Source organism: Leptothrix cholodnii SP-6, assembly GCF_000019785.1.
Taxonomy (GTDB): Bacteria; Pseudomonadota; Gammaproteobacteria; order Burkholderiales; family Burkholderiaceae_C; genus Sphaerotilus; species Sphaerotilus cholodnii.
Genome location: NC_010524.1, coordinates 3,928,601 through 3,941,018, shown reverse-complemented (window position 1 = coordinate 3,941,018; position 12,418 = coordinate 3,928,601). Strand labels below are relative to the sequence as shown.

The 12,418-nt window shown below is 72.6% G+C and carries 7 protein-coding genes; 3 read left to right on the top strand and 4 right to left on the bottom strand.

The window, feature by feature from the left end; genetic code table 11:
- The first annotated feature begins 67 nt into the window (after window positions 1-67).
- Window positions 68-1,324 carry an FAD-dependent monooxygenase gene (locus tag LCHO_RS17540; protein ID WP_012348523.1) on the top strand — a complete coding sequence of 419 codons (1,257 nt, stop codon included), beginning with the start codon at window positions 68-70 and terminating at the stop codon, window positions 1,322-1,324.
- A gap of 57 nt (window positions 1,325-1,381) precedes the next feature.
- On the opposite strand, the gene LCHO_RS17535 is transcribed toward LCHO_RS17540, so the two are convergent.
- Both LCHO_RS17535 and LCHO_RS17530 read right to left on the bottom strand, forming a co-directional pair.
- Complete coding sequence (locus tag LCHO_RS17535) at window positions 1,382-2,200, bottom strand: carbon-nitrogen hydrolase family protein (protein WP_012348522.1); 819 nt, start codon at window positions 2,198-2,200, stop codon at window positions 1,382-1,384.
- A 34-nt stretch (window positions 2,201-2,234) separates the two neighbouring features.
- A complete protein-coding gene (locus LCHO_RS17530) occupies window positions 2,235-6,587 on the bottom strand; it encodes a YhdP family protein (protein ID WP_012348521.1) in 4,353 nt (1,450 codons plus the stop codon).
- Between the two features lie 125 nt (window positions 6,588-6,712).
- Between LCHO_RS17530 and glnE the strand changes: the two genes are divergently transcribed.
- Window positions 6,713-9,484: a bifunctional [glutamate--ammonia ligase]-adenylyl-L-tyrosine phosphorylase/[glutamate--ammonia-ligase] adenylyltransferase gene (gene glnE / locus LCHO_RS17525; protein ID WP_223210461.1), complete on the top strand. Its 2,772-nt coding sequence runs from the start codon at window positions 6,713-6,715 to the stop codon at window positions 9,482-9,484.
- Between the two features lie 20 nt (window positions 9,485-9,504).
- Complete coding sequence (gene rrtA, locus LCHO_RS22345) at window positions 9,505-10,110, top strand: rhombosortase (protein WP_012348519.1); 606 nt, start codon at window positions 9,505-9,507, stop codon at window positions 10,108-10,110.
- A gap of 10 nt (window positions 10,111-10,120) precedes the next feature.
- Here rrtA and LCHO_RS17515 read toward each other — a convergent pair whose 3' ends face one another.
- Entirely contained in the window at window positions 10,121-12,007 is a 1,887-nt protein-coding gene (locus LCHO_RS17515; protein WP_012348518.1) for a potassium transporter Kup, read from the bottom strand.
- 144 nt (window positions 12,008-12,151) lie between these two features.
- Complete coding sequence (gene grxC, locus LCHO_RS17510) at window positions 12,152-12,409, bottom strand: glutaredoxin 3 (protein ID WP_043704442.1); 258 nt, start codon at window positions 12,407-12,409, stop codon at window positions 12,152-12,154.
- Between the last annotated feature and the right edge of the window lie 9 nt (window positions 12,410-12,418).

Below are 12,418 nucleotides of genomic sequence, written 5' to 3'. Positions count from 1 at the left end.
GCCACACCGCGCCCCCGCACGCTCAACGACGCACATCCCGATGCCGCAGTCCGCGCCCCCTTCATCGATGGACGAACTCCTGTCCGCCGCCGCAGAACCTGTTCCCGAGCCCGCCCAGCCCAGGCGCCTGGCCATCATCGGTGCCGGCCCGGTCGGGCTGGTGCTCGCGCTGCAGGCGCAGCGCCGCCTGCCGCAGTTGCAGATCACGGTCTACGACGCCTTGCCGGCCGAACACGACGTGTCGGCCGACGCCCGCACCCTGGCGCTGGCGCAGGGCTCGGTGCAGGACCTGACCCGGCTCGGCCTGTGGCCCCAGATCGCCGCCCAGGCCGCGCCGATTCTGGCCGTGCACGTGTCGCAGCAGCAGCCTGCCTTGCTCGACCTGCTGCCGCTGCCCGGCCGGCGCCCGGGCGGCGAGCCCGAGCTGCTGATCCGCGCCGAGCAGGAAGGTTTGGCGCAGCTCGGCGCGGTGGCGAGTTACGGCGCCATCGTCGCGCCGCTGCGTGCCGCCTGGCTGGACGCCTGCGCGCAGGAGCCGCAGCGCCTGGCCGCGCGCTGGGGCACCAAGGTCAGCGCGGTGGTGCCTCGGGCCGATGGCGTCGAGATCGACGCCGGCATCGTCGAGTCGCATGACCTGGCGGTGATCGCCGAAGGCGGCGTGTTCGCCGACCAGTCGCGCAAGGCGGTGCACCACGACTACCGCCAGACCGCCTGGGTCGGCAGCGTGTTCGTCGACGGCGGCGAGCCCGGCGTGGCCTACGAGCGCTTCACGCCGCAAGGCCCGGCCGCGCTGCTGCCGTTGCCACCGAAAGACGGCCGCGCCCGCGCCGCGCTGGTCTGGTGTGTCGATGCCGACGACGATCCGGTGCGCGAGCTGAACGACACCCAGCGCCTGGCGGTGCTGCAGCACGTGCTGCCGGCGCGGGTGGGCAAGCTGGTCGGCATCAGCGCGCTGAAGGCGTTCCCGCTCGGACTCAATGCCGAGCGCAGCCTGGTGCAGGGCCGCACCGTGCGCATCGGCAACGCGGCGCAGACGCTGCACCCGGTCGGCGGCCAGGGCCTGAACCTCGGCCTGCGTGACGCCCAGGCGCTGCTCGCCGCGCTGGCGCGCCACGCCGACATCGACCAGGCGCTCGCCCGGGTGGCCTGGCAGCGCGCGCCGGACCGCTGGGCCATGATCGCCGCCACCGATTTCCTGGCCCGCAGCTTCACCTGGCCGCTGCCGGGGCTGAACACGCTGCGCGGCGCCGGCTTGTCGCTGCTGCAGGGCCTGCCGATGGTGAAGTCGCAGATCGCCCGGCGCATGATGTTCGGCTCGCGCTGAACGAGGCAGCGCCGCTCAAGGAAACGCCGGGCCGCCCCAAGTTGCCTTGCTCCCCGATCAAAGCACGCGGTGCTGCAGTGCCGGCAACTGCGTGCGCACCTCGGTCGTGCGGCGGGTTTCGACCTCGGCCAGCACCACGCCTTCGCCTTCGGCCAGATCGCCGAGCAGCCGGCCCCACGGGTCGACCACCAGGCTGTGGCCCCAGGTGCGCCGGCCGTTGGCGTGGCGCCCGCCTTGCGCGCTGGCCAGTACGTGGCACTGGTTCTCGACCGCGCGGGCGCGCAGCAGCAGCTCCCAGTGGGCTTCGCCGGTCGGGTAGGTGAAGGCCGCGCCGACCACCAGCAGGTCGCAGGGCGGGCGCATCAGCGCGCGGTAGAGCTCCGGAAACCGCAGGTCGTAGCAGATCGACAGCCCCACCCGCAACGTCTCACCGCTGCGGCCGACCGCCTCGAACGCGACCGGCTCGCGGCCCGGCCGCAGCGTGGCGGCCTCGTCGTAGCGGCGCTCGCCGTCGTCGTAGCGGAACAGGTGGATCTTGTCGTAGCGCGCCACCAGCTGGCCCGTCGGGCCGTGGACCAGGCAGCTGTTGGTGGCGTGATCGGCGTCGCCGTCGACCCGCAGCGGCAGCGTGCCGCCGATCAGCCAGATGCCGTGCTTGGCCGCCAGCTCGGCCAGGCGCTGCTGGATCGGCCCGCTGCCGGGCGTCTCGGCGATGGCGAGCTTGTCGGTGTCGTGGCGGCCCATCACGCAGAAGTATTCGGGCAGCGCCACCAGCTCGGCGCCCGCGGCGGCGGCTTCGCCCACCAGCGCGGTGGCGCGTTCGAGGTTGTGGGCCAGCTCGGGGCTGGAGACCATCTGGATCGCGGCGATCTTCATGCGGGGTACCGGGTTGGAGGTCGGGTTGGATCACTCACGGCTGCGTGGCCGGCTGCGACGCCGCCGCCTCGGCCGGATCGCCGGTCGGTTGCGGCAGCGGCCGACCCTGCTGGCGGCCGATCGGCGTGACCGAGGGCGTGTCCCAGGTTCCGCCGACGCGGAACTCGCGGGTGGCCGCTTCGGTCAGCGATCTGCGCAGGAACAGCTGGCCCAGCAGCGTGCCCAGGCCGACGGCCGGGTTGATGACGGCGTAGGCCAGCGAGGCGGCGCCGGCGTCCAGATCCGGCACGATCCAGACGTGCAGGTCCTGCGTCTCGGCGTTCAGGTCGGCCTCGCCCTCGGTCAGCACCAGCGCCTGCACGCCGCGCATGCGCAGGTTGCGGGTGCGCGCCAGGCCGGCCTGCAGGTCGACGTCGCCGTCGATCTGGTCGAAGCTGAAACCCTGCTGGAACAGATCCCGGAAGTCGAGCAGAAAGCGCCGTGGCAGCGACTGCAGGCTGAGGATGCCCAGCAGCTTGGCCACGCCCGGATCGGCCTGCAGGAACTGCCCGGCCGAGAGATCGATGCGCAGCTGGCCGTCGAGTTGGCGCACCGACGGATCGAACGGGGAGCCCGGCCAGCCGATGCGCCCCTGCAGCGAACCCCTGCCGCCCTGGACCGTGCCGGGCCAGCCGAGCTGGTCCAGCAGCGCGCCGCTGTCGTCGAGCGTGAGCTTGAAGTTCAGCCGCGTGCTGCCGCTGCGTTCGAGCGCCGACAGCGGCACGCCCGCCGCGCCGGGCGTGGTCTGCCAGACGCCGGTGGCCGCCAGCCGTGCGTCGGGGGTCTGCAGCGAGAGCTGGTCGATCTGCCACTCGTCGTGCCAGGCGCCGGCGCGGCTGCCGGGCCGGTGGCCGGCGCGCAGCACCAGCCGGCCCATCGGCCGCTGGCCGAGCTGGAACTGCTCGACCTCGATGTCGAGGCTCGGCAGCGGCGAGGCGCGGGCGGTGGCGCCGTCCGTCGCGCTCGCGGCAGGCGTCGGCTCGGCGATCGGGTCGAAGGACTGCATGGGCGCCGATGCCCGCGTCGGTGCCGAGGCGCCGCCGTCCGCGCGGGCCAGCGTGAGCCGCGTCAGCCGGGCGCGCATCCGGGCCGGCTGGCTCGGCTGCGGCGGCAGTCGCAGCTCGATGTCGCCGGCCAGCTCCTGCGCCTCGACGCGGCCGTTCCAGTGCTGGCCGTCGATGCCGGCGCTCTGCACCAGCCGCGCGTCGACCTGATGGAAGCGCCGGCCGCGCCATTCGAGTTCACCCAGTTGCAGCCTGACGTCGTGCAGCGCGGCCAGCGACTCGGTGCGGTCGGAGGGCCGGGCCGGTGCGGCGGCGGACGCGCCGCCAGGCCGCTCGCCCAAGCGGTCGAACCACTGCGTCCAGGCGTCGATGGACAGCCGGGCGTCGGCCAGCGACACGCTCCAGCCTTCGCTCGGCAGGGCGGGCATGGCGTCGCGGGTGGCCTGGCCGACCTGCAGCCAGCCGCGCTCGGGCATCGCGCCGGTGGCTTCGGTCTGCCAGCGTGCGGCCACCCGGTCGGCCAGCCGCAGCGACCAGCGCGAGCCCTCGCCGGGTGTCGTGTCGTCGACCTGCAGGCGCAGCGGCCAGGCCAGTTCGGCGCTCTTGCCGAGCGGGGCGGGCAGCTGCAGCGCCAGGCCGGTCAGCGCGCTGGCGACGTCGACGCGCGTGCCCTGGCGATCGATCGCGATCTGCAGCCGGTACGGCGCCTGCCCGGTCATCTGGCGCGCCAGCGTGGCCAGCGCCTCGTGGGGCGCAGCCAGCCGCAGGCCTTCGGCGCTGGCCTGGCCCTCGGCGGACAGGCGCACCGGCTGGTCGGCGTCCATGCCGCCCTGCAGCAGCACGCTGCCGCCGAGTGCGCGCGCGCGGGTCGGCCGCAGCGTGAAGCCCTGTTCGTTGAAGGTCAGTTCGCCACGCACGTCGCTCAGGCGCGGCACCAGCGGATGGATCTGGAATTGGCTGCCCGCCAGCGCGAGCCGGCCGGTGACGCGGCTGCGCTCGGCGTCGAGCAGCGGAATTGCCAGCTTCAGGTCGAGCGCCGCGGCGCCGCTGCCGCTGGCCTGGGCCAGCGCCTGTGCCAGCCAGCCGCCCACCGGCGAGCGGTCGACGTAGTGCAGCATGTCGTCGAGCGGCCCGCTGGCGCGGCCTTCGAGCTTGAGCTCGGGCTGATGGGCGAGGTCGGTGATGCCGCCGTCGACGCCGGTCAACAGCGTCTCGCCGCGGCCGCTGTCGGCCAGCCGGGCGCTGGCCTGGCGGATCTGCATGCCCAGCCGCTCGAAGTGCAGGCCGCCGTCGAGCTGGCTCAGGCGCGGCCAGGCGGGGCCGGCCAGGCCGAGGCTGGCCGGCACGTAGTCGAGCGTGACGCCACGCACCCGGCCGCCGATCTCGAAGCGACCCTGCGCCGGATCGGCAAACGGAAACTCGCGCAAGGCGCCACGCACCTGGGCCTGCCAGTCGTGCACCTGGCCGGCGCGCACGGCGTCGCGCACGTAATGGCGCACATCCGCCGGGATGGCCTGCGGCAGGTAGCGGTGCACCCGCGTGGCGTCGCCCTGGGCGACCCGGGCCTGCAGTTCGAGCTGGCCGGGCCAGGCGGCCCAGGCGCGGGCGGCCCGGTCGTCGACGGCGCGATCCGTCAGCCGCACCTGCCAGCGGCCGCTGGCCTCGCCGCGCAGGTCGGCGTTGTCGACCTGCAGGTGTCGCACGTCGATCTCGACCGCGGCGGGCCGGGCCGAGGCGCCGTCCGGGATCAGCCGCCAGCGCAGCTGGGCCTGCAGGCGATCGAGCGGCAGGCGCGGCTCCTCGAACAGGCCCGGAAACGCCAGCCAGCCGGCGCGCATGTCGAGCTCGGCCTCGCCGCCGGCCTGGCTGGCGCGAAAGCGCAGATCGGCCGGCGAGAGGCCGGGCCGTCCGACGCCGCTGCCCGGCGGATCGGTGCCGGTCGGTGCGGCCGGCTCGCCCGGCTGCAGGCTCAGCCCGTTGAGCCGGCCGCTGGCGCGCCAGGTGGGCGCGGCGCCGGGGGGCGCGTTCCACTGCAGTTCCAGGTCACGCAGCGTGCCGGCCGGCCTGCTGCTTGCGAGCCAGCCGGGTGCGGCAGGCGGCGCGGATGTCGATGCCGACGGCGCCAGCGCCTGGGCCAGCGCCGGCACCAGCGTGGCGAGCGTGGCGATGTCGAGCCGGTCGGCCTGCAGCGTGTGCCGGGCCTGGGCGGCGTCGCTGCGATCCCAGTTCAGCGACCAGCTGCTGGCGGGGGCGGTGGTTCGTGTGGCCGAGGGCGCAGCGCCGTCGGCCAGCTGCAGCTGCCAGTCGCTGGCCTGCAGCTGCAGCGATCGGGCGTCGATCTGCGCCACCAGCGTGCCGGCGAGCTGGGCGATGCGCAGCGGCTCGGCGCCCGGGGCCGGCGACAGCTGCAGGTCGCGCAGATCGGCCGTGATGCGGGCGCTGCGCCACTCGCCCTGGTCGCGCCGCAGCGCCAGCGACAGCGCGCCGTTGCCACCTTGCCACGACCGGCCGTTGGTGACCGACTGCGGCAGCAGCGCCTGGGCGCGTCGCAGGGCCACGGCGGGCAGCTGCGCCTGGATGTCGGTGCGCCAGCGCGCCCAGTCGCCCGAGCGCCACAGGCCGGCGGCGGCGAGCAGCGGCTCGCGCAGGTCGAGCTCGGCGCGCAGCGGGCCGCCCCAGTCCGGCGGCGCGCTGAGCCCGAGCGTGAGCCGATGGCGGCCGAGGCGGTTGCGCCAGAGCAGCTCGATGTCGCTCAGGCGTGCGGGGGCGGGACCGAGGCGGGTGTCGGCGTAGGTGAGCGTGCTGGCGGCGATCACGACCTCGCCCTGGCGCAGCAGCCAGTCGACCAGGCGGCGGGCCGTGCTGCCGTCACCGTCGGCGAGCACCAGGCCGGCCAGCTGCCAGCGGCCGTCGTCCAGACGCTGCACCGCCAGATCGGCGCCACGCAGGCTGAGGCGGCGCAGGTGCGGGCGCCAGTCGGTGAGTGAACGCGGCAGCAGCGAGCCGGGCGTGATGACCGCTTCGACGTCGGCGAGCCGCAGCCCGGGCTGGCCGTTGGCAGCCAGCAGCTGCAGGTCGCGCACCAGGATCGTCGGCGACCAGAGGTCGCCGCGCACCGCCAGCGTGCCGATTCGTACCGGCAGGCCCAGGCTCCTGCTGCTCCAGGCCTCGATCTCGGGGCGCCAGTGGTCGAGGCGGGGGAGAATTCCCCATTGCAAGGTCAGCCAAGCCGCGACGACGATACTGGCGACGCCGATGGCCGCCCGGAGCAGGCCTGACACGAGGGGCTGTGCGAGGGCGCGGCCGCGATGAACGAGAGCAAGAGAGCGCGAAGCGAGGGACATGGAAACACGACAGGCCGAAGCGGGCGGCGGCGCACGGATCCCAGCTGGGACGTGGCACGACCGATGGAACGCTAGCACAGCGTTGTTGCTGCGAGGTCAAGGCCTTGGCTGAGCACGACACTCCAGTGGCGGTATTGGACCCCACCCCGCCCATCCCCACGGCCGACGCCTCTCACAGCCGCTTCGTGCAGCGCGTGCGCCGCGCGCTCGCTGCCGACCTGGCGCTGCTGCCCCCGGGCCCGCCGCGCCGCGCCGAGATCGAACAGACGCTGGCCGTGCTGCTGCAGCGCGGCCGCGGCGTGCCGGCGGCCTTGCGGGTGCTGCGCCAGCTGGTGCTCGAGCGCCTGGCGGTGCTCGACGTGGAGGCCCGCGTGCCGGTCGAGGTCGTCACCTCGGCCATGACCGAGCTGGCCGAGGTGACGCTCGAACACGCGCTGGGCAGCGCCCGTGCCGAACTCGATGCCCAGCATGGCGCACCCCGCAACGCGGCCGGCGGCGACATCGATTTCTGGATCATCGGCATGGGCAAGCTCGGCGCGCGCGAGCTCAACGTGTCGTCCGACATCGACCTGATCTACGTCTACGAAGAAGAGGGCCAGACCCTTGGCCGGGCCAACGGCGCCGGCGTGATCTCGGCGCACGAGTATTTCGCCCAGCTGGCGCGTGGGCTGCGTGCGCTGATCGGCGACGTCACCGAGGACGGCTTCGTCTTCCGCATGGACCTGGCGCTGCGGCCCAACGGCAACGCCGGCCCGCCGGTGGTCAGTCTGGCGATGCTGGAGGAGTACTTTCTCGTCCAGGGCCGCGAGTGGGAGCGCTTCGCGTGGCTCAAGAGCCGCGTGGTGGCGCCGCGCAGCGCCGTGCTGGCCGGCCGTGCCAAGCCGCTGGCCGATGCGGTGGGGCCGTTCGTCTACCGGCGCTACCTCGATTACGGCGTGTTCGAGGGCCTGCGCCAGCTGCATCGCAAGATCCGCGACGAGGCCAATCGCCGCGCCGCCGGCCGGCCCGAGCGCGCCAACGACGTCAAGCTGTCGCGCGGGGGCATCCGCGAGATCGAGTTCATCGTGCAGCTGCTGCAGGTGGTGCGCGGCGGCCAGTTCCCCGAGATCCGCACCCGCTCGACGGTCAAGGCGTTGTCGCTGCTGGCCGCGGTGGGCATGATCAAGCCCGAGACCGCCGAGCGGCTGGCGCAGGCCTATGTCTTCTTGCGCCGGGTCGAGCACCGCATCCAGTTTCTCGACGATCAGCAGACCCACCTGCTGCCCACCGCCGATGCCGATCTGCGCTGGATCGCCGCCTCGATGGGGCTGGCCTGCCGGGTCGACGCCTGCGAGCTGATCGAGCAGCTGTGCGCGCACCGCGAGGTGGTCGCCACCGAGTTCGACGCGCTGCTGCACGACGGCCGCCCGCCCCAGCGTGGCAACGGCGGCTCGGGCTGCCGCAACTGCGGCGGCGAGCCGCTCAGCCTCGACAGCCCGGCGCTGCTGGTCGGCCTGAACCCGGCGGTGGCCGAGCGGGTGCAGCGCTTTGTCGAACACCCGCGGGTGGTGCTGCTGCGCGACGAGGCGCGCCAGCGCCTGACGCACCTGTTCGCCCGCGCGCGCCGCATCATCGAGGCGCAGACCACGCTGACGCCGGCGCAGCGCGACGAGGCGCTGCTGCGTTTCATCGACTGGGTCGAGCCGCTGCTGCGCCGCGACAGCTATCTGGCGCTGCTGGCCGAACGGCCGCAGGTGCTGGGCCGGCTGCTGCAGCTGCTGGGCCTGGCGCGCTGGCCGATGCGCTACCTCATGCAGCACCCGGGCGTGATCGACGAGCTGGCCGACGCGCGCATGTCGCACCAGCGCTTCGACCCGCGGGCCTACCGGTCCGATCTCGACGAGCGCCATCTGGCCTGGATGCGCTCCGGCCAGGCCGACGAGGAGTCGCTGCTCGACACGCTGCGGCGCGCCCACCAGGCCGAGACCTTCCGCATCCTGGTGCGCGACGTCGAGGGCGAGATCAGCGTCGAGCAGGTCGCCGACGACCTGTCGGCGCTGGCCGACGCCACGCTCGAATGCGGCATGTGCTGGGCCTGGCAGCACCTGCGCCAGCGCCACCGCGCCGAGCCGCAGTTCGCGGTCATCGCCTACGGCAAGCTGGGCGGCAAGGAGCTCGGTTACGGCAGCGATCTCGACCTGGTCTTCGTCTACGAGGACGACGACGAACGCGCCGCCGAGATCTACGCCGCGTTCGCGCGCAAGCTGATCACCTGGCTGTCGCTGCGCACCTCGGCGGGCGCGCTCTACGAGATCGACACCGCCTTGCGGCCCAACGGCAACTCCGGCCTGCTGGTGACGTCGCTGGCGTCGTTCGAGCGTTATCAGCAGGGCCGCGGCAGCAACACCGCCTGGACCTGGGAGCACCAGGCCATCACGCGGGCGCGCTGGTGTGCGGGCCTGCCGGCGCTCGATGCACGGTTCGAGGCGACGCGCCGCAGCGTGCTGTGCGCGCCGCGCGATTTCCCCGCGCTGCGCGAGGAGGTGCGTGTCATGCGCGAGCGCATGCGCGCGGCGCAGAACCTGCGAGCCGACCGGTTCGAGCTCAAGCACAGCCCGGGCGGCATGATCGACGTCGAGTTCGCGGTGCAGCTGCTGGTGCTGGCGCACAGCGCCGTGCATCCGGGCCTGATGGACAACCTCGGCAACATCGCCTTGCTCGGCCGTGCCGAACAGGTCGGCCTGCTGCCCGAAGGTGTAGGCACCGCCGCGGCCGACGCCTACCGCGAGATGCGCCGGGCCCAGCACCGGGCGCGGCTCGACGAAGCCAGCACCGCCTTCGACCTGGCCGAACTCGGCCCGCTGGCGGCGCACCGCGAAGCCGTGCTGGCGCTCTGGCGGGCCGTCTTCGGCGCCTGAACCGCGGCACCCGCGGCGTGATGCGCCCTCTGCGCCTGAGTTCGGGCCGCGTCGCCTGGCTGATGGTCTGGGCGCTGCTGCTGGTGCCTGCGCTGCTCATGGGCGTGGCCGATCCGCTCAGCCGCGAGGTGCTGAGCTGGCAGCCGGCCCGGGCCGGGGCCGAGCCGTGGCGCTGGTGGAGCGCCGCCTGGGTGCATTTCAGTGACTTGCACTGGCTGGCCAACCTGCTCGGTGCGCTGCTGGTGGCCTTGTTGGGCTGGTTCCTGAATCCGCCGCGAGCGGCCGCCTGGGCCTGGGCGCTGGCCTGGCCGCTGACCCATCTGAGCCTGCTGATTCAGCCGCAGCTGCAGCGATACGGCGGGTTGTCGGGCGTGCTGCACGCGGGCGTGGCGGTGTGCGCGACCGGCCTTTGCCTGCGCGGGCGATCGACCGGCGAGCGCGGGCTGGGGGCGGCGGTGCTGGCCGGCCTGCTGCTCAAGGTGGCGCTCGAACAGCCGTGGGCCGGGCCGCTGATCCACGTCGCCGGCTGGGACATCGCGATCGCCCCGCTGGCGCACGCCGGCGGCGTGTTCTGGGGCACGCTGCTGGGGGCGATCGGGCTGCGTTTCTGGCCGGCGGGGCGCTGAGCGCAGCGCGTCAGATCTCGACCTTGGCGCCCAGTTCGACGATCCGGTTCGACGGCAGGTTGAGGAAGTCGGCCGCCGCCGCCGAGTTGCGGTGCATGTTGGCGAACAGCTTCTCGCGCCACATCGACATGCCATGGCCGAAGGTCGGGATGACGATGTCACGCGACAGGAAGTAGCTGGTGTCCATCTCGTCGAGCGGCACGCCGCGGCCTTCGAGCAGCTTGAGCGCCTCGGGCACGTCGGGGTCGTTCTTGAAGCCGAAATTCAGCGTCACCTGCCAGCAGTGGCGGCCCAGCTGCTCCATCTGGATGCGCTGGTCGAAGCCGATCCAGGGCACGTCGTGGTGGCGTACCGAGACGAACAGGTTGTGCTCGTGCAGCACCTTGTTGTGCTTGAGGTTGTGCAGCAGCGCATTGGGCGTGAGGCCGGATTCGGCCGACAGGAACACCGCCGTGCCGCTGACCCGGGTGGGCGGGCTGACGAAGACGGCTTCGAGGAAGCTCTTGAGATCGATGGCGTCGTCGCGCAGGCGTTCGGCCATCAGCGCGCGGCCCTGTTTCCAGGTCAGCATCAGCGTGAACATGCCCACGCCGATCACCAGCGGGAACCAGCCGCCGCCGAACAGCTTGAGCATGTTGGAGGCGAAGAAGGTGACGTCGATGATGAAGAAGAAGCCCGTGGCGGCGATGCACAGCCACAGCGGGTAGCGCCAGCCGTAGCGGATCACGTAGAAGGTCATGATGGTGGTGATCGTCATGTCCAGCGTGACGGCGATGCCGTAGGCCGAGGCCAGGTTCGACGAGCTCTTGAACAGCGCCACCGCCAGCACGATGAAGACGTACAGCCCCCAGTTGACGAAGGGCACGTAGATCTGGCCGGTGTCGCGCACGGAGGTGTGCTTGATCACCATGCGCGGCAGGATGCCCAGCTGCACCGCCTGCTTGGTGACCGAGAACGCCGCCGTGATCAGCGCCTGCGAGGCGATCACCGTGGCCGCCGTGGCCAGGAACACCAGCGGCAGCTGGGCCCACTTGGGCGCCATCAGGAAAAACGGGTTGTCGATCGCCTCGGGATGGCCGAGCAGCATCGCGCCCTGGCCGAAGTAGTTGATCACCAGCGCCGGCATGACCAGCGCATACCAGGCGATGCGGATCGGCAGCTTGCCGAAGTGGCCCAGGTCGGCGTAGAGCGCCTCGCCGCCGGTGACGCACAAGACCACCGCCCCGAGCGCGATGAAGGCGACCAGCGGCTGGTCGACAAAGAAGGCCATCGCATAGGTCGGGCTCACCGCGACCAGCACCGCCGGGTTGGCGACGATGTGCGGCAGGCCGAGCGCGATCAGCACCCCGAACCAGACGAGCGTGATCGGGCCGAATGCCTTGCCGATGCCGCCGGTGCCCAGGCGCTGCACCGCGAACAGGCCGGTGATCACGACCAGCGTGATCGGCAGCACCATGTTGTGCAACTGCGGGGTGGCGACTTCGAGGCCCTCGACCGCCGAGAGCACCGAGATCGCCGGCGTGATGACGCCGTCGCCGTAGAAGACGGCGGTGCCGAACAGGCCGACGATCATCAGCGTGTCGCGCAGGGCCGGGCGTTCGCGCACGGCGTGCGTGGCCAGCGCGAGCATCGCGATCAGCCCGCCTTCGCCGTTGTTGTCCGCGCGCAGGATCAGCAGCACGTACTTCAGCGAGATCACCGTCGTCATGGTCCAGAAGATCAGCGACAGCACCCCGAGGATGTTGGCGTCGCTCGGCGGGACATGGCCGGCGTGGAAGACTTCCTTCAGGGCGTACAGCGGGCTGGTGCCGATGTCGCCATAGACGACGCCCAGGGCGCCCAGCGTCAGGCCGGCAAGCTCGCCGGGCGTGAGGCGGCGGTTGGAAGCAGAGCTCACGGAACGTGGCCGACCTGGGTCGGCCGTGGTGTCGAGGGGTGCGATTGTGCGCTCGGCACGCAGGGTTGCGACGACCGTTGTTGCCGCGCTGCGCCCGTGTCGCTGCCGCTCGTCACGAGGGGCCTGCGACCGGGCGTCGGATCGTCAGGCTTGCAGCAGCGTGTGGAGGCCGCCGGCGTGATCGAGCGCCATCAGGTCGTCGCAGCCACCGACATGGGTGTCGCCGATGAAGATCTGCGGCACGGTGCGCCGTCCGGTGATCTCCATCATGTGGTTGCGCTGCACCGGATCGAGGTCGATGCGGATTTCCTCGACGTGCTCGACGCCGCGTTGCTTGAGCAGGGCCTTCGCACGCTGGCAGTACGGGCAGACCTGCGTGGTGTACATCTTGACGGGTTTCATGCGATCCGC

Excerpts from the sequence above, each read along its gene's own strand:
- rrtA (WP_012348519.1), top strand. The coding sequence starts at position 9,505 with ATGCGCCCTCTGCGCCTGAGTTCGGGCCGCGTCGCCTGGCTGATGGTC.
- LCHO_RS17540 (WP_012348523.1), top strand. The coding sequence starts at position 68 with ATGGACGAACTCCTGTCCGCCGCCGCAGAACCTGTTCCCGAGCCCGCC.
- grxC (WP_043704442.1), bottom strand. The coding sequence starts at position 12,409 with ATGAAACCCGTCAAGATGTACACCACGCAGGTCTGCCCGTACTGCCAG.
- LCHO_RS17535 (WP_012348522.1), bottom strand. The coding sequence starts at position 2,200 with ATGAAGATCGCCGCGATCCAGATGGTCTCCAGCCCCGAGCTGGCCCAC.
- LCHO_RS17530 (WP_012348521.1), bottom strand. The coding sequence starts at position 6,587 with ATGTCCCTCGCTTCGCGCTCTCTTGCTCTCGTTCATCGCGGCCGCGCC.